Genomic DNA, 24,019 nt, shown 5'->3' with positions numbered 1-24,019 from the left:
AGTTCTTAGAAATTATAGTCGTCTACATTTTCTTTTGTGAGCGTGATATACGCGCTGCCTGTCAATACGTGCCCGTCGAGCGTGAGGTCGTCATATCCCTTTAAGCCGAGGTCTGTTCCTGCGCCAACTTCTTCGCCATTCAGGATCAAGGTCGCCAGCTTGCACATTGCATAACCTGCGTCTGCCGGATCCCACAGCGTCAGGGCGGAAACCGCGCCGCTGTCAAGCAGTTCTTTGTTCGTCTGCGGCATACCGGTACCAACCGCGAATACTTTGCCAATGAGGCCCGCTTCTTCGATTGCACGGCCTGCGCCGGGAGCGTCAAAGGAAGAGGTTCCTACGAAACCTTTGATGTCAGGATACTTTTTGAGAACTTCTTTCGCTTTCTGGTAAGCCGTCTCTGCGTTGTCGTCCGTTACGATACGTTCGTCGATCAGCTCCATGTTTGGATAATCTTTTTGCTGCGCTGCAATCGCGCCGTCCGCTTCCATGTTATGCGAGTCGTTTGTGAGGGAGCCAACCATACAGATGTATTTGCCTTCGCCGCCCATTGCTTCTGCAAGGGTATTCATGATGTAAGCGCCGTACTCGTCATAGTTGAATGCTTCCAGGTCGTAGTCGCAGTTTTCCATAGACGATGCTTCGTGCGTAACAACAACGATTCCCTGGTCGCGCGCTTTCTTCAAAACGTCTTCCATTGCGCCCGGATCGTGGGGAACGACACAAAGTGCGTCAACTCCCTGTGCAATCAGGTCTTCTACAACCTGAATCTGTTGTGCTGCGTCTGTCTCCGCAGGCCCTTTCTGGAATACGGTCATACCGGGATTTTCTTCCTGATATTTCGCAACGCCTTCCTCCATGCGTACAAACCATGGGTTCGTGCTGTCCTTGGGAACAACGGCAATCGTATAGTTCCCATCGCCCTTTGCAGCGCTGCCGCCGGCGTCAGCGGATGCCGACGCTTCCGTGCTCGCCGCTGCCGACGCTTCCGAGGAAGCCGCCGCACTTGCGGACGCGCCAGGCTCCGTCCCGCCGCTGCATGCGGTGAACAGTGCAACAGACATCACTATTACCAATAAAACTGCCAAAATCTTTTTCATTTTTTTCCTCCTTAGTTTGGTCCTTTTATTATATTTTGCCATTTAAAGGCAAATTTTATATTCTCATTTATTTAAAGCGCTTTAAATTTCGATTTTATTTTATATAAGCGCTTTTAACGCCTTTGCCTTAACACTTTAACTGCCGATTGTTTTTGAATCGCATTCCTGTATGGAACGCTTCAAGGTTCATTGAAAGCTATGTTACTGATGGAACGATCTTTCGACCGTTTAATTGCTTTTTTCCTTTACAGGCCCGCATGACTGTCTTTCAATCATGGTCGGCCTTGTCATAATATGCGGTTCTTTTGGAGTTTCTCCGTGGATGACTTGTAACAGCATATCCACCGCCTGCCCGCAGGTCCCTTCGATATCGGAATCCATGGAGGTAATCTCCACCATAGATACTTTGGAAAAAATTGTGTTATCATATCCAACCACCGACACATCCTGCGGAACGCGGATTCCTGCCTTTTGCAGGGTATTGATTACTGCCAGCGCCATTTCATCGTTCATCGCGCATATCGCTGTAAAATCACGTCGCTTGCTGATCAGGTTTTCTGTTGCCAGAACCGCTTGTTCATAATGGATATCGTCACATTCAATCAGGTTTTTCGCCAGAATCGGAATCCCCTTTTCTCCAAGCGCCCTGCTGTATCCTTCCCGCCGCAGCGAGGTTGTCGGCACCGTCTTATTACCGCCGATAAAGACAATATCCCGATGCCCAAGGTCTGCCAGGTATTTTATGAGCATATAGGTGCCTTCCCGGATGTCTCCCATTACATACCTGATTCCGTCAATCGTATACAATGACGTGATATACACAAGCGGGATGTTGTATTCCCGCAGGGCCTTTTGGTAAGAGGTGAGGAATTTTGTGGGCTGGTTGCTTGGAACAACGAGAATCCCTTCAATCCTTTTGGAGATAAACGTCCTGATAACCTCTTCTTCGACCTGCGGATCACTGTTGGACATTGCCGCAAGAAGGCTGTACCCTGCCCGATTTACGACCTCGTCGATTGCCCGCAAAATATTGGCATAAAACACAATATTGATATCCGGTACAATAACGCCGATCGTATTACTCTTATTTGTTGCGAGACCTTTGGCAATCATATTGGGAAAATACTTGAGCTCTTTTGCCGCCGCATGAACACGTTTTTTCGTTTTTTCATTGACGAGAGAATTGTTGTTAAGCGCAAGCGAAACCGTCGCTTCCGAAATCCCGAGCTTTTTTGCAATATCCTTGAGTGTTGTCGCCATTTTGCCGCCCCGCTTATCTACGGTTTTAAGAAATATAGAAAAATTAATTTTACTATAACTCTATCATGGCTCGATTGTCAAGAATTTATTAAAGCGCTTTAATTCACATTTTCCCGCATAACCACCGTACCATATTTCCAAACAGCAGCTGGTAGCTCTGCCAATCCACAAATTCTTTCGGTCCCCAGTGCGGCGCGCAATCTGACGCGAAAGCGAGCGTACGTCCTTTGCCAAACTCCATTACGGCAATAAACGTGTCTTCGTTAATTGTGGCAAGTTCCTTTGCTTCCTTCTTCGCTTTGATTTTGTTGTATCCAAGGAAAAATGGCCAGTCTTTCCCCACTCCATCAAAAATCGAATGTGAAGCATCCTTAACCTGAGGTACGATTCCCTCCGGGCATTCCACGCGGTCGTCATAGCTCAGGATCTCAACAGGCAGCGCCTTTGCAAGGGGCGTCATTGCATAGCGGGCCTTATTATCGATTCCCGCGAAGCTGAGGTATCCGCCAATCATTGCAACACCTCCGCCCTGCTCCGCATAATCTACGAGCGCCTTGAGCTTATTGGGGCTGCGTACGCCACGGTAAAACGTGTCCGGCGCGAGGAGCAGCGTATTGCTGCCGATATCGCTCAAAATGACCGCGTCATACGCATTCAGCTTATCTACCGTATCGGGAAAGCCGACCTGCGCCTCATGGCTGGGCATAAAATCAACATCAATCCCTTCTTTTCTCAGCACATTTGCCAGCATATCGCCACAGTGTTCTTCGTGCCGGCATACGTCAAAAATGTCAAATCCCTTCATATGCGTCTCATGGACTGTCCATGATTCGCCAACCAAAAGCACCTTCATTCAGCACCTCCCTTGCGGCAGAACTGTTCTCCAAACATCAGGTTCCTCAGCATCGCGCTTACTTCGCAAGCATTTCCCGTCTTAAATATCTCTTCCATTTTCTTATCATCGATACGGTTTACAAGTTCAACAAAAATATCCATCCATCTTACCGTCTCGTTCACCGCGTCCCTTCCATCTTCACGATAAGGGTATTGATCCGTTGAAATATAGCCGCTGTATCCGGTTTTTTTCAGCCAGTAGAAAAATTCAATAAATGGAATCGTATGGATCGAGCCTGCAATCATATCGTCATCCCAAAAACCATAATTGTCATTCATATGGACGTGCAGGAGTTTATTTCCATATTCCTTTGCAAGCGCAACAGACTCCGCAACATTTTCACCCGCCACATGCGCATGTCCATAATCGATTGTAACGCCGCTGTTTTCCCGTCCCAGTTTTCCAAGCATCAGCAGAATCACCGCCATCGTGGAGGGATAGGAGAAATTGCGCGGTTCTTTGATTTTATATTCTATGGAGATGTTGACGTCCTTGCGGTAATCGCAGCATTCCGCCACGCCCTGCGCAAACCATTCATGCTCACGGATATAGTCGCCCTGAAAATAATAATCGTAACCATCCTGCCCCGGCCACAGGCTAATGAGGTTCCCTCCCAGCTCTGCCGTAATATCCATCAGTTCCCTGGTATCTTCCACAGCCTGCTTACGTATGGAGCTGTCCTTGGACGTAAAGGCTCCCTTGCCCCACTTCATTTCCCCAAAATGATCGGGAATAACCGATACGAGCTTCAGATTGTATTCGTCAAGATTTTTGCGGATCTGCTCCACATTTTTTGCCGTAATATTCCAGTCGCTCACCAGCTCTACGCCGCTTACGCCATCTACCGATGCAACACGCGCAAACATTTCATCAATCGAATAAGGACTGGAATACCCGCCGCTCATATAACGGTCGGCACACATTCCAACATTTGCAAGGATAATACTATATTTTGGTTGAAACATCATTTTGTCCTCCATTCTAACAGCTCCTTTTCATTTTGCTCCAAACCGGCAAACGCCGGTCGATTACGGATTTACGGATCACAATCTGGGCATCGATCACACTATGCGGAACCCCGATTGCAGTTCCATTAATTAAGCTCAGGATATTCCGAAAGCAGTAAACCCCCATTTCCTCCATGTTCTGCGCTACCGTAGTAAGCGGCGGATCAAGATTTTCCGCGAGGGAGATGTCGTCAAAACCGGTAATGCCAATATCATTGGGAACACGTATTCCATATTCCCTCAATGCTGAAATCGCCCCGGCGGCTATGAGGTCGCTTGTCGTTACAAATACCTCCGGCAATTTTCTTGTGCCGTGACGTTCAAGGTATTCGCGCAGGAAACAGTTGGCTGCCGTTGCCTTATCGAGTTTCAAGTCAGGATGGAACAACATAAACTCCTTGTATTGCTTCAGGCCGTTTTCCTCCATTCCCGCCTTAAACCCAAGGCAGCGGTCTTTGAGGTTATCCATTTCCAGCGTCTCGGACAGAAGGCCTATCTTCATATATCCCCAGTCTTTCAGCAGCGAAATCAGGCTGCGCATGATGCTTACGTTGTCCGTTGTAACGGATGGCAGGGATACCCCGGTTATTTTTCTGTCGCACAGCATGACCGGGACTGATTTATTTGCCTTGCGGATGATATTTCCATCCATCGAACCGCCGATAAATATAATACCGTCCACACCCTTATCCAGAAGCGCGTCCACGCCCATACATTCCTTTTTATAGTTAAACGCCATTTCGCAAATCATCGTCGTATAATTTTCCTGTAAGGCCGTGTTCATAATAGACTGTACGCACCTTGCATAAAATTCGTTTTTGATGTCTGCGACCATAACCCCCAGGACTTTTGAACCCTTATCCCGTACTTTGAGCCCATAACCGTTTGGCACATAATTGAACCGCTGAACAATATCGATTACACGCTGCCGGGTTGCTTCTGAAATTTTCGCCGTTCCATTCAAAACGTGGGATACAGTCGAAATTGAAACTTCCGCTTCCCTTGCAACATCATGGATTGTAATTTTTTTTCCTGCCCTGTCTTTAATCATCTGCAGATGCTCCGATAGAACCTGATAGAAATTTATTAAACCGCTTTAAATCTTCTTTGTTTAAAAATTCGACTTTTTTCTGTCCGCTATTTAAAAAATGTTCTGTAGTTTTTCTCATGGGTAAAATTTACTTTGACTGTTGTATGAAGTATAAAATCTTTTCGGGAAAAAGACAACTCTTTTTTAGGCTGATTTAATGAAAATTTCTACGATTATTTTCATTGCATTTTATCAAAACATAATACTAATGTCACTTTTTTGTAAAAAAATAATAGCAATTCCGTTTTTATCTCGAACGAATAATTGTTAAATCATTAAAATTTTTTAAAAAGCCGGACAATTTATAAAAATTTTTCATTGATTATTTTGTAAGAATTTTGGATTCAAAAAAAATTCAAGCACAAATACGAATCAAAAAGGCGGGTAACTTCTTTTAAAACAAACATTCCCTTCGTCATGCCTTTCGATAGCGACGATGAATATTTTTCACGTTTCCATCGCAAACATGTTCCGAAAAGCCTGATTTGATAAACGCAGTTTCGTCCCCGCCGCTTAAATGAAAAAACAGCGCAACTGCAAGCCTGCGCCGTTTTTTCATTTACCATGATACTTACTTTATTTTTACGGGAAGTCATTTACGTCAATCAGATCGCTTTTTGCTCCACACTCTTACTTTCATACAACTTCTTGATCGTCATATCTTTGAGGACTCCAACCATCTGTTCCTGTATTTCGTCAAAGAAACGCTTAATCTCGATCTCGCCTTCCTGTATTTTTTCTCCCATCTGCTGAAACAGCGAAAAATCACCTTCAAGCGCTTTTACCACCTCATATACGTTAATCTCATCCGAATGAAGCGCCATCATATACCCTCCGTTACAACCCTGGATTGAACGAATAAAGCCGGCTTCCTTCATGATCCCGATCGTTTTCATCAAAAACATATAAGGTATATTTAACCTGTTTGAAATATCCACCGCTTTGGATAACGAGTTGTTGTTCTTATAAAAATATCCGAGTACGCGTAACGCATATACTGTTCTAACCTGAAATTTCATCCTTGTCCTCCATCACACGGCAGCATCCATGCCGCCGCCCTGTCTGACACACCCACCATAGCGCATCTATTCTTTGCTTTTCTCTACCTGTGTCTTTAAATTGGCCAGCTCTACCAGGTTTACATTTACATTGGCAGCCGTTTGATTCTCCAGCACCACTTTTTTCAGTGTTTCATAGCGGTAGACGCGCAAGCTTTTCGGTGCCTCGATTCCAATCTTTACACGATCCGCTTCCGAGCTTAACACAGTTATCTTGATGTCGTCGCCAATCAATATTGCCTCATTCGCTTTTCTTGTCAGCACCAGCATTGTCGTCCGCCTCCTTCTTTTTATAGTATTCCATCAACAGGTCAAAGGCGGGATAGCTGATCGGCATTGGCTTATAATCCATCAAAACCTGTATCCCCAGCATTTCCTTGATATTGATGAGCAATGGAGCCATGAGGTTTACCGTCATCTTTGGCAGTTCTTCCGGCAGCACCATAATATTGAGTACTACAAGCTCCTCTTCATCATGTGTTTTTATCAGATCCAGCTCTTCGTCATTCACCTCGATTTCATAATCAGGCTTAATAATAAACGGATTGATGATTGGAATTGATACCGTTTCATCCGTCATGCTCTGCAGCCACTGGATCGGCTCAGTCTGGTCGCACCTTATGATGGCAAACCTTGTCAAATCCTTTAAGCCCGGTATCCCTGTCGGAAATGTGATAACGCTATGCTCGCTGATTTCTACTTCTCCAAATCTTGCCGACTTGATCTCCACTTCGTTACTCCCCTGTCAAATTTTTTTATCTACTTTTTTCCCATGATTGGAGGCAATCCGGTCTTCATTGACCGTAATCTTTACTTCTGCCCTGCCTTCCAGTCTGATTTCAACGGAATAAGGCGTAACGGTAAATTCCGGCATGAAATCGTCATCCCATTCGATTCTTACGTCGCCCTGCGTCCACTCAACCTTTACATATCCCGGATCCCATTCGACCTCCGGCGGATCGATTGGCTGCGCCATCGTAATATCCTGCGTGTTATCGAGCATCTGTTGCAACGCCCATTCCCCCACAGGATTTCTGTCACTGCCCCTATATCCTTTCAGATTCATGAAATAGTCGCCATGTGCCCGAATATTGCTGATCGCCTCTCCGACAAGCTGTTTTGCATACTGTTGCGTATATTGCCGGAAATTATCCGGTGAACGAAATCCCCTGTCCGACCAGACCTTTTTCCAGTTTACTTTCATTGTAGGAGCCTGGCGGACAACACGCATTTCAGGGCGTACTGTCTCCGTTCGAAATCGTCTCATCTTGTTAACGATCTGCAATTCGGCTTTTGTCGATGTAATATCCAGCGTAGGCCTTGTGCTCTGGATATTCAACGTTTTCATATGCGCTCCTTCTTTCCCTCTTTATATCATTATCTCAAAAAGTCCATCAGTGTTGGTTGTATAATTTGTGCGCCGCTTGCAAGCGCCTGCTCAAAAATTGACTGGCAATACTTATAATTCATAATCGTTTCAGCCTGGTCGATATCTTCCACATCAGAGCGGATTGACTCATAATTGATCGCATCCATGGAATACCGGTTTACCATCGTATCGAGCTTCACGGTACGTACGCCCGATTCCACAAGCGTGGATACAAACCGGTCCTGTATTCCCGTCAGTTTTGTCAGGTATTTCGTCAGTTCATCATTTGATTTACCTGCTTCAAGGTCTGCTGTCATCTGGGTTAGTATACTGAACATATTATTTTCACCAGTCCCCACGATATCGATTCCTGTAAAGGTTACGTCAAAATTCATATTGAATCCAATCTCAAATTCAACATCCTGCGTGGACTCCTCACCCAGCTGTGACGTTACAAATTCTGCCGAGCCGATCATCCGCGCAAGTGCCTGCTCCTGCGTATCCGCCGGATCTGCAGCATCCGGCGCCGGCGCCGTATCCCACTCCACACGGCCAAGGCCCTGTGCCGAGAGATCGATAAATCCATTCGCCACATCCGCCGCGCTCACCTGATGCGTAGCAACCTGGCTGCCATAGGAATTTTTAAAAACAAGCGTATCGCCATTTACCTCAATGCTATACTTTTGCGTTGAGTCGTTCAATGCGCCAGTCCATCGTAGTCCGTTATCATTGATCGCCTGCTCGGCCTTAGGGCCCATTACGGCTGCCGCAGGCGTAGTCACGCTGCCCGCCGACGCAATCGCGTTTGCAATCTCTTCCGAATTGGGCGCTGTTGCCTCATTTTTCCACGTAACCGTTCCAAAATCCCCAAGATCGATGGTTCCGGCGGCTGCATCTGCATCCGTTACAGTCTTGGTTACGGTATTTCCCGCCGCATCCGTAAAAATTACTTTCGTACCCGTAGCGTCCGTCGCACCTACGCTGATTGTATATTTCTGCGGGTTTGCAAGCTCTCCCGACCACTGGTAATTTGTTGCGTTCGTAGAATTTTCAATACGTTTCCCCGTGACTGCATCCGCACCGGTTTTAGTAAGGTCGAGACCATTGTAAAGTACGTTTGTTAAATTTCCATTTTCGTCTCGAACTGCCTCAAACCCTGCTTTTGTGCTGTTGAATCCGGAAAAAATATATTTATCCCCTACAGTGGAGTTACATGTTTGCAGCAAATGCTCGGTCAATTCCCTGATCTGCGTGGCAAAATTCTTTTTGTCCGATTCCGTCTTCGTGCCCATCGCGTCGACCATGAGCTCTTTCATCTTAACGACGGTCTGCTGCATTTCATATACGGAAGATTCCGCCTGCTGCGCCCAGCTGCGCGCCGTTGTTACATTGCTGCGGTATTGGTTCAGCCTCCTGATCTGCTGGCGTGCATTCATGCTGTTCATCACCCCGATCGGATCGTCCGACAGGTTCACAATCCTGCGGTTGCTGGAAAGCTGCGAACTGTATTTGTTGACACGGGTGAGGTTCCCGTTGAGATTTCTCAATAAATTATCGATCATCATGGAATTGGTTATTCTCATATCAGTTTTCCTCCTACGCCCTGCCTACAAGGCCCATTTTGTTGATCAGGTTGTCGAGCTCCTCATCTATCGCGGAAATCAGCCGGGAAGCCGCATTATACGCGTGCCCGTAACGCACGACGTTCGTCATTTCTTCATCGAGCGAAACATTACTGATCGACTGCCGTTGCAGGGAAAGATGCGACTTCATAATCGATTGCGCGTCCGCCGTATCGTGCATATGCTCGAGCGCTATGCTGATTTCCGAAAGGAATTGCCGGTAAGCGCTGTCAACATTATCGGCGTTCCCTGAACTGTTTTGCTTTGATATCAGTTCACACATTTGCAGCGCAATTTTCCCGTTGCCCTTTTGTTCATTGTCGCCGCCTGTAGATACAGGCATATCCGACGCCGCGATATTGAATACGTCGTTCATAATATCGTCGCTGATCCTGAAATTTTTTGCAGTAACGGCAACCTTTGTTCCATCTGCATTGTATTCCTGTGCAAAAAATTTGATTCCCGTCCGGCTGTCCGTTTCCGCGCCGTTGGGCGTTGTATATCCTTTTTCATGCACCGAGTTGAAATCATCCGTTATTTTCTGGCATAGTGCGTTTAGCTGCTGCATAACGTACGGAATACCAACATTGTCTTTTGTATTTCCATCGCGGATATCAAGATATCCTTTCAACGCGCCGTTTTGCGGATCTACCTCGCTTGTCGTCGGATTTCCATTCTGGTCCGCCCAGTAAACGCCATAAAGCATCGTCTCCCCGCCGTCCACCGGATTCGGCTTGTTCTCTGCGACAGCAAACTGTTTATAGCTTGCATGGCGTACAAGGTTCCGGCCGTTTACCTGAACGATAAGCTGTCCGTTGATATCTTCGGAAGTTTCAATGTTAATAAGCCCTGAAAGCGTATCCAGAAGGGTATTCCTCTGATCCCTCAGGTCGTTTGCCTTCGCGCCTGAAAGCTCGTATCCATAAATCTGCTCATTGAGCGATGCGATTGATTTCGCGATATCGTTGATCTCATTTGTTGTAATTCGCACGCTTTCATTGAGCGTATTCTGCTGATCGATCAAACGGTCGTAATAGGTATTCATGCTTTGCGTCATCTTGATTGCGCTCTGCTGGACATTCTTTCTGACGCCCTGGTCTGCAGGCGCTTTTTCAAGCTCATGCAGGCTGTTGTAGAATTCAGAAAAAATAGCGGAAATACCGGATGAGGTCTCTATGCTGTCAAGCTCGTTATTAAAGAGCGCCTCCACATATTCAAAATATTGTTCCTTGGTCTGCCATTTTGTTGTCGTGGAATTCTCGTTTCTGTACTGATAATCGAGAAACGGATTACGCAACTGCTCCACGCAGATGGTCTCAACGCCTCTCCCCGAGGTTCCCCTTTTGTCCACCGCAATATAGGCGTTCTGTGAGCCTGCCGGTATTGCAGAGGTTGCAAGGCGCTGGCGCGTATATCCCGGCGTATCCACGTTCGAAATATTATGTCCGGTTACGTCAAGCTGGTTCTGACTGATAAAGAGTCCTGTTTTCGCTATTTCCAAGCCATAAAAAGTTGATCTCATTTATTGCTCCTCACACCTGATTATCGATAATTCCCTTGTGTTCCGTTTCCGTCTCTTCTACAATTCCTGAATTTCCATAGATATTGCTCACCTGTGGTTCCTTCAAAAAAGTATTGATCATAAAATCTACATATTGTAATTGCAGCTCGATGAGCGCCCGGCTTTCCGCATTCAGTTTTTTTTGCATATCGATCAATGCTTTCAGCCGATCCACCACGGCAGACAGGCGTTTTTTCTCTTCTCCCTGCGCAGCGTCGATTACATTCTGTACGGTAATATTTTCAGTGCCCGCCACCACGCCGGCGTCGATTTCGCATACAACCCGTGCGCGTTCTTCCTCCGCCTTGCCAATCTCGCTCAAAAGCAGCCATTCTTCTTTCACAATATCGCCGACTGCCTGTACGTCGCTTTTTACAATGCACTCATTTTTCCTCGTGGAAAGCTCCAGCATCTTTTCATAAAGCGCACTCAGTTGGTCGAGTGCTCCAACCAACCTTTCAACCATTGGCTGCATCCTCTTTCACAACGTTATAATTCGCCAAAATCCTGTTTGCCAGCTCGCTTGTTTTGATCTGGTAGCTTCCATCCTCAATCGACTGGCGAATCATGCCGATCCGCTGTGTATCCGAAGTTTCCAGTCTGGTATTTAAGGTTTCCCGCGCCACCTGAAACGCCTCAGAAAACGAAGCTGCGTCGTCTGAAATCTGTATTTCGTCCCGCTGCTCCGGCATTTCAGCCTGAATACTATTCTTATTGGTAATTGCGCGGTAACGTTCTACTGCGTAAACCGACGTTGTCGCATCAATTTTCATTTGTGTTTCTCCTTACTTTTTTGTTACGTCCACATGGAGCTTATCTCTTACCTTGCGTCCCACATTGTTTTTTTCACTCTTTTGCACCGCAGTTTTTGGTGGAAGCGCTTTATCCAGTATACTTGTAAGCGAGCTCCTGCAATGATTGCATAGGCGTCCGCTTGTAATTGGCGCCCCGCATTTTTCACACACGAGCGAGCCGTCCGGCGTGATCATCTCCAGACGCCCTTCCCGCAGAAAATAAAGAATCATTTTTTCATCGATCTCAGTATCTTCTGAAATTTGGGCGACGGAAGCGCCCGGGTTTTCGTACAGGAAATTTTTAACGATTGAAAATTTTTCATCCATCTCCCTCAGGCATTTGGGGCAAAAGGCATTGCCCATATATTGGAAAATAGTTCCGCAATATTTACACGTCCTGAAATTATTTACCATATTTATTCACTCCTGGCTTGTAAGCTCTATCTCCTGATTGAGTTTGCCGTACCATCCATCTGATCTGCCATGGAAAGCGCCCGTGAAGATAATTGTAGCGCACGCGTAGCGCGAATCATGCTGGAGAACTCTTCCGCCAGATTGACGTTAGAACCTTCAAGCGCCTTCTGGATCACGGTTGTTTCCTCTCCGGCTGCCTGCGGTTGTCCTGAAGCTGCAGAAGCGGTAAACAGGTTTCCCGATGCAGCAGTCAGTCCTTTTTGATTTGGAAACGTTACAAGCCCAAGCGCAGCGTAGGGTTCTGCCCCGTTTCCCGCCGAAATATTCCCCTCGGGCGATATTTCAAGCTTGGTTCCCTCGAGACGTATCCTCTGACCGTCCCTGCCAAGGACATAATAGCCGTTTCCGTTCACAAGGTATTCTCCATCCGCCTGCGAGCTTTTCGCAAAATTTCCATCGCGTGTATAATATACCTGCCCGTCCTGCGACTGTACCATGAAAAATCCTTCTCCGTTAATATAGCAGTCCGTTTCCATGCCCGTTTCCTTATACGCGCCCGGCGTATAAATCCTGCTGATCCCGGAGACAAGCGTTCCAACGCCTTTTCGCATATTGTTGGTATCCTGCGGCTGTTCTACCCTTGACATATTGTAATAAAGCGCATCCTTAAAATCGGTTCTGCTGGTCTTATATCCGTTCGTATCGATATTCGCAATATTGTTGGCAATGGTATCCAGCCTTTTTTGCTGCGAAGCGATGCCAAGCGCCGCCGTGTATGTTCCCTGCATCATAATCTATTCACCCCTAAAATCTTCCGATATCGTTTACTGTCTTGGAAAGCGAGTCGTCCGCCATCTGCAAAATACGCTGATTGCTTTCATAGACCCTGTTTGTCATCAGCATCTCCGCCATTTCGCGCCCGATATCAAGGTTTGAGCCTTCCAGCATCCCCTGCGCTACCGTTGGGTTCTGCATCACCGCAGGCTGTGCGCCGTTATAGGGATAATACAGGTTGTCTCCCGCTTTTCGCAGTACTGTGTTGTCGGCAAATTGCACGATTTGTAGCCGCCCGACAGCCTGACCGTTCACATAAACGCCGCCATCCTGCGTCACCTTGAATTCCCCTGTGCCAACGTTGATTGGCGCGCCGTTCTGTCCTAACACATTATAGCCTTCCTGCGTTAACAAATTGCCATTCAGGTCAACCTGAAAATTTCCGCTGCGCGTATACCGCACTCCCTGTGGCGTACGCACACAGAAAAAACCATCTCCCGAAATCGCAAGATCGGTCTGCTGCTCAGTCGTTTGCATCGGCCCCTGCGAAAAATCAACCGACAGCTCATCTACATAAATTCCGGTATTTTGGCCGCCTACTCGAGTCTGCGATAATATAGAAGGATCGTTGAGCCGGTCCAGCAGCATATCCTCAAAGGAACGGGTTACCACCTGATCCTTTTTATAACCGGTCGTATCCGAATTTGTAATATTATTTATGACCACATCCATCTTGGAACGTTGCGTCAGCATTCCTGTTCCGGCAATATAAAAGCTTCTAATCATCTTATGATCTCCTAATCTTCCTATTACTCTATGTATATATCGTTGCTTTTTTATTTTTTTTTAGTAATTTTCGCATTTTAATCAATTTAGCGTGCTATATTGCGTTAAGAAGTGGTTTTTGCCTCTCCCGCCATCTTCAGAATCAAATTTGTTTCGCCTGCGGATATATGAAGCGTCCGGGCGATCTGCGCGACGTTCATACCGCTGCGCCTCATCTGTTCCGCCTCTTGATAAAGCTCTTTTCCGTTCTGGGCTTTCACATTCTCCTGCGACAGCGTTTTTTCTTCCGGATCAGCTGTTTTAAATTCAGCTACAGGTTGCCGCCTCAACATAGAATCCTTTTCTTTTGCAAGTTCAAATGCCTGTATATCCATTTCCATACGACGAAGCTGCAATGATATTTTTTCCTCGCTGTTTTTTACATAGTCCTTGAGCTCGGCAAGTAACTGCTCCGCTTCAAACATCGCAAGCATGATTTCCTGTTTTTTTTCTTCCAGTGCGCCGTCGTCCTCCGTCCTGTTTTTCTTTCTGCCCTTCAGCACCAGAAAAACAATGATCAGTGCAAGGCAGAATACGAACAATGCAAATATATAATATTCCGCTCCCATAAAAACTTTCGCTCCTAAATATTGATGTCGATCTCCGATCCCAGCATTTTTTCTTTTTCCGTCAGTGTGTTTCCAATGTCGTCTGCGGACGTTTCCTCTTCCCGTGCCTCGCGTTGCTCCGGTTCCTGGCCCCCGCTGCCGCTTTCTTTTTCTCTTCTGATACGTCCCTGCTCCGCTTCGTCCGTCTTATTTACGGTCTCCGCATCCCGCGCAATCTTTGCCTGCTCCATCTGCGTCATGAAATCCTTTCCCTGCTCCGCGCGGTTCACATGATCTGAAACCTGTTTGGCATAATCGACAGATTTTTGTATCATAATCTGCGCATCAATCCCCTTAATCATCGTTTGTTCCCCCTTTTTACGGTTGGATCTGTCTGCGGATCGAACCGGCAGGGCGCAGATGTGATATCAGGGCCGATCCTGCTATAGGTCACGTACTGGTTTTCAATCGAAACAGGCATCGTTACAGAACCAATATGTATTTTCACTCCCGGATAAATCCTGCCAAGCACATGGACACATCCACCGCCCGCGCCCGCCATGAGTCCACTTAGTTCTTCCGCTTCCGTCTTCATTGCTTCCTGCTGCTTTTTCATTTGCGAAATCCTGATAACAACGTCAAGCCGGGCTTTCCCAGCCTCCTGCGAGGTGTTTTTCTGTGCCTGTTGCAGCGCGAGCTCCAGCCTGTCTATCTTGGCGGAAACGGCCTTAAGCTCGGCTTCAAGCTCCTTTAGCCTCTGGCGTTTCTTCGGCAGAGCGCCCACCTCCAATACGGTCTCAATTCCCGCCTCCGTACCGATCGTTTTTGCAGCGATATGTTTCCCTGCGCTGGTATACCCTCCAATCAATGCTCCCTTGCCAAGCACTACATTTGCCGCGCCCTCGCATACCACGCGGCAATGCAGTACGGAGCCCGAGATCACGTTCCCTCCAGCGCTTACTTCTGAGCGTTCCATGTATGAAGTCACAACATCGTTTTCCGCTTCAAGCCTTCCTTTGCTCGCGCCGCTCACGCCGCCTTTTATCACGATATCCCCGCCGCTTACAAGCGTTGCCGCTTCTACGATTCCCTGAACGGTAATACTACCGCTGCTTTTTACAACAAATCCGGATTTCACATTCCCGCCTATCACAACATCGCCGTCAAAGTCTATGTTTCCCACCGACATATCCACATCGCCGCTAATCTTAACATGCGGGAGCACAGAAACCTTGCCCCCAATATAGCTGGCTTTGCCGCTGATTTTTGCGGTCAGCTGGCTTTTATCCTCCGATATGAGCACGTTTTTCCCCGCCGGCAGAGAAACGTCTTTTCCGCATTTTGCGGGTAGTCTCATTCCAAGCACATCATAACCATCGGAACCCGGCGTAGCGAAGCTCCTTGACACGAGAACCTGTTTTTCCTCTGTTTTTTCGAATTTCATGACATTGCGAAAGTCTATTCTGTCTTCCCGTTCTTCATCGACTTTCAGAAAATCATCCATCGAGAAATGAAAAGTCAATTTTCCATTCTCACCATCCACCGCCGGTTTTCCCTTTGCAACCAAAATTTTCTGCCCGTACATTTTTCCTTCAAGCATAAAGGCAATCTGTTCCTCATCCACTCCCGCCTTCACTTTATAAATGCGGCCCATCTGATCAAGCACTTCCTCAAGCGACATTGTTTTTCCGCCTTCTTCTCCCGCATGAAGCGTCAGAAAAGCCTGCATCCTGTCGCCGGAAAGCTCTATGCTGATCTCTTCGTCAAGCTTTTTCTCCTTCTGTGGTTCCGCTATTTTTTCACGGCATGCAGCACCCTTTTTAATGAGTGCCGCAACAAGCGCCATATCAGCGCCTTCCACTTCTTTTCTTTTCAGGTAATCCGCAACCTTATCCGGCGCGACCACGGTATCTCCATTTTCAGCAGGCTCAATGATAAAATATACGCCTTCTTCTTCATAAGCAAGTGAAAACAAACCCTCTTTTCTATCCTGCTTTGTATCCATCTCCGGCTGCGCCTGTTCTTCGCGTTCCTCAGGCGTCGCAGATACTTCACAAACAACGGGCTCCTGTTCCGGTTTTCTTTTCTGGAATAACGACATAAAAATCCCCCCTAATATTTCGCCAGCTTTTTACGGATGGTATTGATTGCTTTGGTATGGATCTGTGATATTCTCGATTTCGTCACCTGTAAAATTTCTGCAATTTCCTTTGGAAGCAGCTCCTGTCTGTAATACAGGTCGAGCACAAGCTTCTCCTGTTCCGGGAGTTGCCCGATAATCTCTTCCAGTACCTCGCTCAGTTCTTGCTTTTCCAGCCTTTTTTCCGGTAAATTGTCCTGATTTTCATCATGGATCGTATCGATCACGCGAAAAGGTTCGTCCGTGCCGGTTCCTGCAATAATAACGCTTTCAAAAGAGATAATATTGTAGATATATTCTTCTTTAAGCGTGCTGCGAACCTGCTTTACACTGAACCCAAGGTAATCTGCAAGCTCCTGGTCATGCGGTTCGCGCTCCAGCTTCATTGTAAGCTCTGTCACAGCATCCCGTACCTTTTTGATCTTTGCCCGCATCGTCGTCGATATCCAGTCCTGCCGGCGCATATAATCAAGTATTTCTCCCCGGATGCGTTTACTTGCGTAAGTCTCAAACTTTGCGTTCTTTTGCGGGTCAAATTTGTCGATCGCATCCATCAGGCCGATTACGCCGTTACTGAGCAGGTCGTCATAATCGTTCTGGTGCTTATACACCGGCATCATACGAAGCACAATCGCCTTTACCAGATACAAGTAGTGTACCAGAAGCGCATTTTTGTTTTCAACGCAGGGATCCTGGAAATAGCGGTCCCATAAAACCTTCACTTTTTCGCCCGCCGTATCCGTCAAAAGCTTTCCCTCCAATTACGCGTCTCTTACTTACTTGCGCCCTTTTACCTGCTGGCGGTATATATACTGCCTCAGGCTTTTGCCTATGCGCGCATCGTCCAGGTCAATAAAATGCACGCCCACGCGGATAAGCCTGTTTCGTTCATCTCCTCCGTCTATGACGCGCGCAACCTTTGCGCGAAGGTCATATTCCGTATCGCCAAGCCGAAACCGGCATCCCAATATCGTTCCCACTTTATAGCGATAACGGTTTTTTACGCTGCATGTGAAGCCAAGGCCGATATCGGAAATGTCCGTACCCTGGCACTGCCACGCCTCCTCTTCTTCACTTCCATCAACAATCCTCTTCAACAAAACGTCGAACAGCTTTTGCAGGCGGTAGGCTTCCCTGCGGTCATCCTCCATGATCGGCGAAATAATCCCAAGATGCGTCGTCCAGATATCTTCAATCCACTCGCTCCCCAACAACTGAACACGAAACGAACAAATATCCTTACGTCTCACGCAGCGTACGTCAAAACGCTTTTTATGATTGTTTATCTGCCTCAGTTCGCTCGCTATCTCTTGTACCCAAATATCGTTTCCTTCTACAAACTCAATATGCGTTTTAATGATATTTTCTTCCGGAACTTCAATATACAATAGGTCTCCGAATTTTGGCTGCATCGTTTTTTCTGTCATCTTCTCACCTGCTCCGCCTGATTAATCTGCTGAAAAAACCTTTAAGGCCCCGTGGCGGCTCCTTTATTTCCTGGAACGCAATCTCCTCCGCGATTTTCCGCAACTGCATGGATACCGTGCTTTTCGGGTATTGTATGATGTATGGAACCATTGCGGAAATTGACTGCGACATCCTTGTGTCCTCGGGAAGAAAGCCGATCATGCGCACATCGTAATCAAGATGCTTTTTCACAACCGCTGAGAAGTTGGAAAACGTAAGCTGTGCATTCTGTTCCGGCGCCCGGTTGATGAGCGCGCTGATTTTACATTGTTCATTCTCCTCGAGGGCTGTTTTCAAAATTACATAGCTGTCGATTATCGAGGTCGGTTCCGGCGTAATCACCAGTATCGTTTCATCGCTCGCGCTGATCATCCGCAGGATATTTGGATTCAGCCCTGCCCCCGTATCAAACAGAATATAATCCATTTCCTGTTCCAGCCCCATGAGCTGTGCCATAATTTTTTCCATTTGCTCTTCTTTGAGGGCCAATAGCTCTGCAACCCCGGAGCCTCCGGAAATATACCAAACTCCCGGAAAACACTCTTCGATTACGTCTTCCAGCGTTTTTTCGCCGCTGATTACGTGTTCCAGACTATACTGTGAATTTTTCCCGAGCATGATATTGCCATTTGAAAACCCAAAATCAGCATCGATGATTACCGATTTTTTCCCATATTCCGCAAGCGCCAGCGCAAAATTCACAGAAAAACTTGTTTTTCCAACTCCGCCCTTTCCGCTCGTAACGCAAAATAATTTTGCTTTTTTGTCCGCCGGTTCTCCAACTTTCTTCGAGGCCGCGTCCACTCTTTCCTGAAGATGTTCTGCCTGTTTACTCATCTCAGTTCTCCAAAATCGACGTAATGATCTCTTTGGCGGATACAACTTTGATGTCATCCGGTACATTCTGGCCGCATGTTAGATAGGAAAGCGGCATACCACTGATCTTTGCAACGCTTACAAGCGGACCTTTTGTGGGCAGTTCGTCCGTTTTGGTCGCAATAATACTGTATTGCTTGAGAAAAGAATAATTGGCAATCGTCGAGCTGAGCACGCGCTGGGCTGTAGACATGCTCAACGTGATATAAATATCATCGATCCTGCCAAGCTGTACAAGCTTAGCGATATCAAGCCGATACTCCTTATCGTCCGAAACCTTACCCGCCGTATCGATGAGTACAATATCCTTGTCTTTCATGGCTTCAAGCGCATCCTTGATTTCCTCCGGACTGTAAATCGTAATGCAATCCGTTTTCAGTATTTCGCAGTAAGCATTCAAATGCTCCTGTGCCGCGACGCGGAATACATCCGCGTTTATGATCCCCACGTTTAACTTTTTATCATAAACGAGCATATAAGCGAGCTTAACGAGCGTTGTTGTTTTGCCAACACCCGTCGGCCCCGCAAATAAAACCGTCTTCTGCTTGAATTTTGTGCATTCAACCGTATGTGGTTTTCCGAGCATCTCCTCGAGCAGGGATTTTGCAACATCTGTTGCAGACGCGCTGCGTTTGCTGCAGACGCTCTCAATTTCAGCACATAATTCTTCTGCCGTTTCCGTATCTACATCGCCTGCCGTAAGTTTGCGGTAAACTTCCATGACGTCTTTGGAAAAACGCCTGTCCGCAGGCTGCTGCTGCATATCCACCTTTTCGCTCAGTTTGCCGATCAGGCTCCGCAGCTCTCCAATGCTGTCCGAAAGCCCCTCCGCATCGGGAGCTTTCCCTGTATTATGCGGTTGTGCAGCGGCGGCAGAGGCAGCGTAAGCGTTTTGCACATCGCTTCGCATCGGCTGGAAGGCCGGTGCAGCCGGAGGCGCTTTGTACCTTTCCTGTTTTACCGCTTCGTCTTCGTAACCCGCAACCACTTCGAATACTTTTTTAGAAAAAATCCCCAGAGGCCCTTTTTTCTTTCGAACCTGCTTGCTGCTCAAAATCACCGCATCCGGTCCGATTTCGTCCTTCAGAACCTTCATTGCCTCCGACATGTTTTCCACGTAAAACTTTTTTAATTTCATTTCTGCACAAACCCTTTCCACTTCCGGTCAGCAATTCCGGCCACACGTGCCTCTACTGTATATTCGATCCGACCGCTCATTGCTGATCGGGGGTGATGCTGATCACACCATCCGAGAAAACCTCGACATTATTGTCAAGCTCGTTATAGGAAAGCACAATCAGATCAGGTATCATCTGGCTCGTCACGTTTTTAAACTGCCTGCGCACCAGAGGCGAGGTCAGCACGATAGGCGTAATACCCATTTGATTCATCTTTTCAATGACAGCCTTCAGGCTGCTGAAAATCTTTTGAATTTCTCCCTGCGTAAGCGCAACATAAGTCCCCTGTTCCGTCTGCTTGGTCTTATCGGCAATCAGCTTTTCAAGCGACGGATCGAGCGTAATCACGCGCGCCTTGTCGTCCGGCACAAAGCGTTTGGAGATCGTACGGTACAGGCTCTTGCGCACGTATTCTGTCAACAGGTCGATATCGCGCACCACAGCGCCGCAATCGGCAAGCGTTTCGAGTATCGTTCCCATATCCCGAATGGGTATGTTTTCCCGAAGCAGGTTTGCAAGTATCTTTTGAATTTCGCCAAGCGAAAACAGTTTTGGCACCGTTTCATCGACAAGGGCGGGCTGCGTTGTTTTGAGATTATCAACGAGCGTCTGCACCTGCTGGCGCGTCAAAAGCTCGAAGCAGTGGCGCTTAATTGTTTCTGTAAGATGCGTAGCAATCACAGAGGGCGCGTCTACAGTCGTATATCCCAAAAGCTCTGCCTTTTCCCGTTCGCTTTCCGGTATCCACACGGCAGGTAAACCAAAGGTCGGCTCCACCGTATCAATCCCCTGTAATTTTCCCTTTACATCATTGGTGCTGAGCGCCAGTACATGGTCGAGCATTACCTCTCCCTTGGCGACCTCCACACCCTTGATTTTAATCACGTATTCATTGGTGCTAAGCTGTATATTGTCCCTGATACGGATAACCGGCACGATAATTCCAAGATCGATCGCGCATTGCCTGCGTATCATCACCACACGCTCTAAAAGATCCCCGCCCTGGCTTGTGTCCACAAGCGGAACCAGTCCGTATCCCATTTCAATCCCTATCAGCTCCACCTGAAGCAATGCGGTTACATTTTCCGGCTTGCGTTTTTCACGCGCGGCGGCAAGCGCCTTATCTTCTTCCTGCGCCTGCTGCTCAGGCTTTTTGTTCGCACGCAGCAGTACGATCCCAATGACCAGTACAAGCCCTGCCACTATGAAAATCGGCGGCTTTGGCAGTCCTGGAATCAGGCTGATAAAAATCAGCATGATCCCGAGCATAATAAATACATAGGGCTGCCTTGTCAGCTGGTTGATGAGGTCACGGCCCAGATTGCTCTGCGACGCAGCGCGCGTCACGATAATTCCGGTCGCCGTCGATACCATCAGCGCCGGTATCTGGCTGACGAGTCCATCGCCAATCGTTGCAATCGTATATGTCTGTAAAATCTCGTCAAACGGCGCTCCATCCCCGTTCATAGAGCCTATGATGAGTCCGCCGACGATATTGATCACCGTTACGAGGATGCCAACCACGGCGTCGCCCTTTACAAATTTACTCGAACCGTCCATCGCACCGTAAAAATCCGCTTCATTTGAAATTTTTTCACGGCGTTCCCTTGCCTGCTGTTCATTAATCAATCCTGAATTCAGGTCTGCGTCGATTGCCATCTGCTTTCCGGGCATTGCATCCAGCGTAAACCGTGCGGACACCTCAGCCACGCGCTCTGCGCCTTTTGTAATGACCACAAACTGTATTACGATAATAATCAGGAATATAATAATCCCTACAACCAGGTTCCCGCCCGTTGCGAAGCTCCCAAACGCCTCGATTACTGAGCCTGCGTTTCCCCCATTCCCCAGGATCAGCCGCGTAGAAGCGATGTTGAGGCCCAAACGGAACAGTGTCAAAATCAACAACAGTGACGGGAACCCGGCAAAATCAAGCGCTTCATGGACGTAAAGCGTCATCAGAAGCACAAGCAGGGACGTCGATATATTAACGACCAAAAGCACGTCCAGCAACACCGGCGGCAGTGGAATTATGATCAGCAATACTACGATTAAAACAACAAATGCAATTCCGGCGTCCTTTATTTTCATCCTGACCTCGTTTACCCTTTATCTCCCAAACTTATCTGAATCTTCCGCCTGAAAGCGGAGGATTACTTACCTGTTTTTGTTTTTTGCCTTGTAAACCTGAGCGAGTATCTCCGCTACGACCTGGTACAGTTCCACCGGTATCATGTCGCCCACCTCGCAGGTCGCGTACAGGCTTCGTGCGAGCGGTTTGTTTTCCACCAGCTCCACGGAATTTTCCTTTGCGATCTCTTTGATTTTTGCCGCCACATTGTCCTTGCCCTTTGCAAGGATAATCGGAGCGCTGTATTTTGCATCATCGTATTTCAGCGCTACCGCATATTGCGTCGGATTTGTAATCACCACGTCCGCATCCGGAACGTCCTGCATCATACGCATCATCGCCATCTGGCGCTGTTTCTGGCGTATTTTCCCTTTGATCTGCGGATCGCCTTCCTGCTGCTTCATTTCCATCTTGACCTCGTATTTGGACATCCGCAGGTCCTTTTCATACCGCCACCTCTGGAACATAAAATCCATCAGGGCAATCGCAGCAAGGAAAAGCATTATATTAAATGCCGCGCTGATGATCATATCAGCGATTTTCAGTATGTTGGCCTCGATGTTTGTACTCATCATGGTTGCAAACGCAGGCATATTGCCCTCTATCTGCAAATAAATGATGACGCCGATCACCACAACCTTCAGGATCGATTTAATCAGTTCAAACAACGTGCGTGTGGAAAACACACGTTTGATCCCCTCAAAGAAATTAAGCCTGCTCATCTTCGGCTCCAGCGCCTTGGTGCTGAATAAAAAGCCTGTCTGCACTACGTTTACTACAACCGCCGCGAGAAGCGCCACCGCAAGTATTGGCAGCATGATCTGCAAAAAACCGTAGATCATCGTCTGCATCACGGGGATAATGCTCTCTGTCGTAACCTCGTCCTGTATATATTGTCCGGAAAAAAAGCTTCCGGAAAAATTAATAAGCCCCTGGGCAATCACAGGCATCAGCAGCTTAAGCGCGCCAAACATAATAAGCAGGGTACCCGTCATCACGATTTCCGTGCTTTTTAAAACCTGTCCGCGTTCTCTTGCGTCTTGCCTCTTTTTTGGGGTTGCGCTTTCGGTTCTTTCCCCGCTGCTGTTGTTATCTGCCATTTTCCCTAACCCGTCAGTGCCGCGAACATTTGTTCGAGCCCTGCAAACATCTGGTCAAACACCTGCGGCATAAAGGCCACATAAACCGGAATCATTGCAAACAGCACCAGAAACCCCAAAACGATCTTTACCGGTATGCCGATCGAAAATGCGTTCATCTGAGGCACCATGCGCATCAGTATCCCAAAGCACGCCTCTCCGAGCAGCCCGGATGCAATAATCGGCATCGCGACGATCACCGCAAGCAGGAACGCCTGAATGAACAGCTCCAGAGCCACCCAGCCAATATTTGCGTTAAAGCTTACCTGTCCGATCGGTATCTTCTCGATGGACAGATACATAATCTTCAGCAGCCGCTCATACCCTCTTGTTGCGAAAAACACGAGCAGCATCAGTATGTTCAGGAAATTTCCCACCATCGGTATACTGATATTGTTCTGCACATCAAACACGTTGACCATGCCAAACCCCATCTGCATATCGATGAGCTGTCCCGCCGTAAACGTCAGGTTGAAAAACAGGTTGAGCACATATCCCAATATCACGCCGAACAGCAGCTCCTTGATGCACAAAAAAATGTAGATGAGCGTGTCATCGTGATAATCAAATGCCTGCATCTGCTCTGAAATCTGCGGTATCGACTGTAAAAACAAAAGCGATATGCAGATACAGTACCCTATTTTTACAACGTTTGGGATATTCCTCCTGCCAAAAATCGGCGAGGAAAAAATCAGTCCGGACACCCGCAGGAAAAGCAACAGATAAAAATCCCAATTTTGCGCAAACACCGTAAAAAAATCCATCGCAACC

At 47.4% G+C, this 24,019-nt stretch carries 26 protein-coding genes; all 26 read right to left on the bottom strand.

Translation table 11 applies throughout. The features are described 5' to 3' along the window. Positions 1 to 5: 5 nt before the first annotated feature. The 26 genes from CHK_RS09675 to fliR all read right to left on the bottom strand — a co-directional run bounded on the left by CHK_RS09675 (position 6) and on the right by fliR (position 24,012). Positions 6 to 1,100 carry an autoinducer 2 ABC transporter substrate-binding protein gene (locus CHK_RS09675; protein ID WP_082103496.1) on the bottom strand — a complete coding sequence of 365 codons (1,095 nt, stop codon included), beginning with the start codon at positions 1,098 to 1,100 and terminating at the stop codon, positions 6 to 8. A 228-nt stretch (positions 1,101 to 1,328) separates the two neighbouring features. Further along, a complete protein-coding gene (locus CHK_RS09670; protein WP_046443853.1) occupies positions 1,329 to 2,360 on the bottom strand; it encodes a LacI family DNA-binding transcriptional regulator in 1,032 nt (343 codons plus the stop codon). A gap of 103 nt (positions 2,361 to 2,463) precedes the next feature. After that, entirely contained in the window at positions 2,464 to 3,213 is a 750-nt protein-coding gene (locus CHK_RS09665) for a glutamine amidotransferase (RefSeq protein WP_046443852.1), read from the bottom strand. Next, positions 3,210 to 4,235, bottom strand: coding sequence for a sugar phosphate isomerase/epimerase family protein (locus CHK_RS09660; protein ID WP_052740498.1), 1,026 nt, complete (start codon positions 4,233 to 4,235; stop codon positions 3,210 to 3,212). Before CHK_RS09660 ends, CHK_RS09665 begins: the two co-directional genes overlap by 4 nt. Before the next feature lies 1 nt (position 4,236). Beyond that, on the bottom strand, positions 4,237 to 5,313 hold the full coding sequence (locus tag CHK_RS09655; RefSeq protein ID WP_046443851.1) for a LacI family DNA-binding transcriptional regulator: 1,077 nt from the start codon (positions 5,311 to 5,313) through the stop codon (positions 4,237 to 4,239). 644 nt (positions 5,314 to 5,957) lie between these two features. After that, positions 5,958 to 6,371, bottom strand: a complete 414-nt coding sequence (locus tag CHK_RS15755) for an RrF2 family transcriptional regulator (protein ID WP_052740497.1) — start codon at positions 6,369 to 6,371, stop codon at positions 5,958 to 5,960. A 66-nt stretch (positions 6,372 to 6,437) separates the two neighbouring features. Continuing rightward, the gene (gene csrA / locus CHK_RS09640) at positions 6,438 to 6,680 is read right to left on the bottom strand and encodes a carbon storage regulator CsrA (RefSeq protein WP_046443849.1); all 243 of its coding nucleotides are present in this window, start codon (positions 6,678 to 6,680) and stop codon (positions 6,438 to 6,440) included. Further along, a complete protein-coding gene (gene fliW, locus CHK_RS09635) occupies positions 6,652 to 7,140 on the bottom strand; it encodes a flagellar assembly protein FliW (RefSeq protein WP_052740496.1) in 489 nt (162 codons plus the stop codon). Before fliW ends, csrA begins: the two co-directional genes overlap by 29 nt. A gap of 15 nt (positions 7,141 to 7,155) precedes the next feature. Next, complete coding sequence (locus CHK_RS09630; protein WP_046443848.1) at positions 7,156 to 7,758, bottom strand: DUF6470 family protein; 603 nt, start codon at positions 7,756 to 7,758, stop codon at positions 7,156 to 7,158. Between the two features lie 29 nt (positions 7,759 to 7,787). After that, complete coding sequence (flgL, locus tag CHK_RS09625) at positions 7,788 to 9,362, bottom strand: flagellar hook-associated protein FlgL (RefSeq protein WP_046443847.1); 1,575 nt, start codon at positions 9,360 to 9,362, stop codon at positions 7,788 to 7,790. A gap of 13 nt (positions 9,363 to 9,375) precedes the next feature. Next, positions 9,376 to 10,923: a flagellar hook-associated protein FlgK gene (gene flgK / locus CHK_RS09620; protein ID WP_046443846.1), complete on the bottom strand. Its 1,548-nt coding sequence runs from the start codon at positions 10,921 to 10,923 to the stop codon at positions 9,376 to 9,378. 10 nt (positions 10,924 to 10,933) lie between these two features. Then, the gene (locus CHK_RS09615) at positions 10,934 to 11,428 is read right to left on the bottom strand and encodes a flagellar protein FlgN (protein ID WP_046443845.1); all 495 of its coding nucleotides are present in this window, start codon (positions 11,426 to 11,428) and stop codon (positions 10,934 to 10,936) included. After that, a complete protein-coding gene (locus CHK_RS09610; RefSeq protein ID WP_046443844.1) occupies positions 11,421 to 11,735 on the bottom strand; it encodes a flagellar biosynthesis anti-sigma factor FlgM in 315 nt (104 codons plus the stop codon). The genes CHK_RS09615 and CHK_RS09610 overlap by 8 nt, the downstream gene beginning before the upstream one ends. 12 nt (positions 11,736 to 11,747) lie before the next feature. Further along, a complete protein-coding gene (locus CHK_RS09605) occupies positions 11,748 to 12,119 on the bottom strand; it encodes a MerR family transcriptional regulator (RefSeq protein ID WP_160295630.1) in 372 nt (123 codons plus the stop codon). A gap of 77 nt (positions 12,120 to 12,196) precedes the next feature. Further along, positions 12,197 to 12,961 (bottom strand): flagellar hook-basal body protein, encoded by a 765-nt coding sequence (locus tag CHK_RS09600; RefSeq protein ID WP_046443842.1) that lies wholly within the window; start codon positions 12,959 to 12,961, stop codon positions 12,197 to 12,199. A gap of 13 nt (positions 12,962 to 12,974) precedes the next feature. Next, positions 12,975 to 13,730 (bottom strand): flagellar basal-body rod protein FlgF, encoded by a 756-nt coding sequence (gene flgF / locus CHK_RS09595; protein WP_046443841.1) that lies wholly within the window; start codon positions 13,728 to 13,730, stop codon positions 12,975 to 12,977. Positions 13,731 to 13,834: 104 nt separating this feature from the next. Next, complete coding sequence (locus CHK_RS09590) at positions 13,835 to 14,338, bottom strand: hypothetical protein (RefSeq protein WP_046443840.1); 504 nt, start codon at positions 14,336 to 14,338, stop codon at positions 13,835 to 13,837. A gap of 14 nt (positions 14,339 to 14,352) precedes the next feature. After that, on the bottom strand, positions 14,353 to 14,679 hold the full coding sequence (locus tag CHK_RS09585; protein ID WP_046443839.1) for a hypothetical protein: 327 nt from the start codon (positions 14,677 to 14,679) through the stop codon (positions 14,353 to 14,355). Then, positions 14,676 to 16,418 carry a FapA family protein gene (locus tag CHK_RS09580; RefSeq protein WP_046443838.1) on the bottom strand — a complete coding sequence of 581 codons (1,743 nt, stop codon included), beginning with the start codon at positions 16,416 to 16,418 and terminating at the stop codon, positions 14,676 to 14,678. Before CHK_RS09580 ends, CHK_RS09585 begins: the two co-directional genes overlap by 4 nt. Positions 16,419 to 16,429: 11 nt before the next feature. After that, positions 16,430 to 17,203, bottom strand: a complete 774-nt coding sequence (locus CHK_RS09575; RefSeq protein WP_052740502.1) for a sigma-70 family RNA polymerase sigma factor — start codon at positions 17,201 to 17,203, stop codon at positions 16,430 to 16,432. Between the two features lie 30 nt (positions 17,204 to 17,233). Further along, positions 17,234 to 17,884: a PilZ domain-containing protein gene (locus CHK_RS09570; protein WP_046443837.1), complete on the bottom strand. Its 651-nt coding sequence runs from the start codon at positions 17,882 to 17,884 to the stop codon at positions 17,234 to 17,236. A gap of 4 nt (positions 17,885 to 17,888) precedes the next feature. Next, complete coding sequence (locus tag CHK_RS09565) at positions 17,889 to 18,761, bottom strand: AAA family ATPase (protein ID WP_046443836.1); 873 nt, start codon at positions 18,759 to 18,761, stop codon at positions 17,889 to 17,891. Position 18,762: 1 nt separating this feature from the next. Further along, entirely contained in the window at positions 18,763 to 19,938 is a 1,176-nt protein-coding gene (flhF, locus tag CHK_RS09560) for a flagellar biosynthesis protein FlhF (RefSeq protein ID WP_046443835.1), read from the bottom strand. Between the two features lie 76 nt (positions 19,939 to 20,014). Next, positions 20,015 to 22,069 carry a flagellar biosynthesis protein FlhA gene (gene flhA / locus CHK_RS09555; RefSeq protein ID WP_046443834.1) on the bottom strand — a complete coding sequence of 685 codons (2,055 nt, stop codon included), beginning with the start codon at positions 22,067 to 22,069 and terminating at the stop codon, positions 20,015 to 20,017. A gap of 66 nt (positions 22,070 to 22,135) precedes the next feature. Continuing rightward, positions 22,136 to 23,209, bottom strand: coding sequence for a flagellar biosynthesis protein FlhB (gene flhB, locus CHK_RS09550; RefSeq protein ID WP_046443833.1), 1,074 nt, complete (start codon positions 23,207 to 23,209; stop codon positions 22,136 to 22,138). 5 nt (positions 23,210 to 23,214) lie between these two features. Then, positions 23,215 to 24,012 carry a flagellar biosynthetic protein FliR gene (gene fliR, locus CHK_RS09545; RefSeq protein WP_052740495.1) on the bottom strand — a complete coding sequence of 266 codons (798 nt, stop codon included), beginning with the start codon at positions 24,010 to 24,012 and terminating at the stop codon, positions 23,215 to 23,217. Positions 24,013 to 24,019 lie beyond the last annotated feature (7 nt).

This window comes from Christensenella hongkongensis, assembly GCF_000981035.1.
Taxonomy (GTDB): Bacteria; Bacillota; Clostridia; order Christensenellales; family Christensenellaceae; genus Christensenella; species Christensenella hongkongensis.
Note: the sequence above shows the minus strand (reverse complement) of the source record. Positions and strands in the feature narration are given on the sequence as shown.

Bases quoted from the DNA above. Each gene is read 5' to 3' on its own strand.
- CHK_RS09565 (WP_046443836.1), bottom strand. From the start codon at position 18,761: ATGAGTAAACAGGCAGAACATCTTCAGGAAAGAGTGGACGCGGCCTCG.
- CHK_RS09615 (WP_046443845.1), bottom strand. From the start codon at position 11,428: ATGGTTGAAAGGTTGGTTGGAGCACTCGACCAACTGAGTGCGCTTTAT.
- flgK (WP_046443846.1), bottom strand. From the start codon at position 10,923: ATGAGATCAACTTTTTATGGCTTGGAAATAGCGAAAACAGGACTCTTT.
- CHK_RS09605 (WP_160295630.1), bottom strand. From the start codon at position 12,119: ATGGGCAATGCCTTTTGCCCCAAATGCCTGAGGGAGATGGATGAAAAA.
- CHK_RS09655 (WP_046443851.1), bottom strand. From the start codon at position 5,313: ATGATTAAAGACAGGGCAGGAAAAAAAATTACAATCCATGATGTTGCA.
- CHK_RS09670 (WP_046443853.1), bottom strand. From the start codon at position 2,360: ATGGCGACAACACTCAAGGATATTGCAAAAAAGCTCGGGATTTCGGAA.
- CHK_RS09675 (WP_082103496.1), bottom strand. From the start codon at position 1,100: ATGAAAAAGATTTTGGCAGTTTTATTGGTAATAGTGATGTCTGTTGCA.
- CHK_RS09630 (WP_046443848.1), bottom strand. From the start codon at position 7,758: ATGAAAACGTTGAATATCCAGAGCACAAGGCCTACGCTGGATATTACA.
- CHK_RS09665 (WP_046443852.1), bottom strand. From the start codon at position 3,213: ATGAAGGTGCTTTTGGTTGGCGAATCATGGACAGTCCATGAGACGCAT.
- CHK_RS09660 (WP_052740498.1), bottom strand. From the start codon at position 4,235: ATGGAGGACAAAATGATGTTTCAACCAAAATATAGTATTATCCTTGCA.
- CHK_RS09600 (WP_046443842.1), bottom strand. From the start codon at position 12,961: ATGATGCAGGGAACATACACGGCGGCGCTTGGCATCGCTTCGCAGCAA.
- CHK_RS09580 (WP_046443838.1), bottom strand. From the start codon at position 16,418: ATGTCGTTATTCCAGAAAAGAAAACCGGAACAGGAGCCCGTTGTTTGT.
- csrA (WP_046443849.1), bottom strand. From the start codon at position 6,680: ATGCTGGTGCTGACAAGAAAAGCGAATGAGGCAATATTGATTGGCGAC.
- flhA (WP_046443834.1), bottom strand. From the start codon at position 22,069: ATGAAAATAAAGGACGCCGGAATTGCATTTGTTGTTTTAATCGTAGTA.
- flhF (WP_046443835.1), bottom strand. From the start codon at position 19,938: ATGAAATTAAAAAAGTTTTACGTGGAAAACATGTCGGAGGCAATGAAG.
- flgL (WP_046443847.1), bottom strand. From the start codon at position 9,362: ATGAGAATAACCAATTCCATGATGATCGATAATTTATTGAGAAATCTC.
- CHK_RS09610 (WP_046443844.1), bottom strand. From the start codon at position 11,735: ATGAAAATTGATGCGACAACGTCGGTTTACGCAGTAGAACGTTACCGC.
- fliR (WP_052740495.1), bottom strand. From the start codon at position 24,012: ATGGATTTTTTTACGGTGTTTGCGCAAAATTGGGATTTTTATCTGTTG.
- CHK_RS09590 (WP_046443840.1), bottom strand. From the start codon at position 14,338: ATGGGAGCGGAATATTATATATTTGCATTGTTCGTATTCTGCCTTGCA.
- CHK_RS09585 (WP_046443839.1), bottom strand. From the start codon at position 14,679: ATGATTAAGGGGATTGATGCGCAGATTATGATACAAAAATCTGTCGAT.
- flhB (WP_046443833.1), bottom strand. From the start codon at position 23,209: ATGGCAGATAACAACAGCAGCGGGGAAAGAACCGAAAGCGCAACCCCA.
- CHK_RS09570 (WP_046443837.1), bottom strand. From the start codon at position 17,884: ATGACAGAAAAAACGATGCAGCCAAAATTCGGAGACCTATTGTATATT.
- flgF (WP_046443841.1), bottom strand. From the start codon at position 13,730: ATGATTAGAAGCTTTTATATTGCCGGAACAGGAATGCTGACGCAACGT.
- CHK_RS15755 (WP_052740497.1), bottom strand. From the start codon at position 6,371: ATGAAATTTCAGGTTAGAACAGTATATGCGTTACGCGTACTCGGATAT.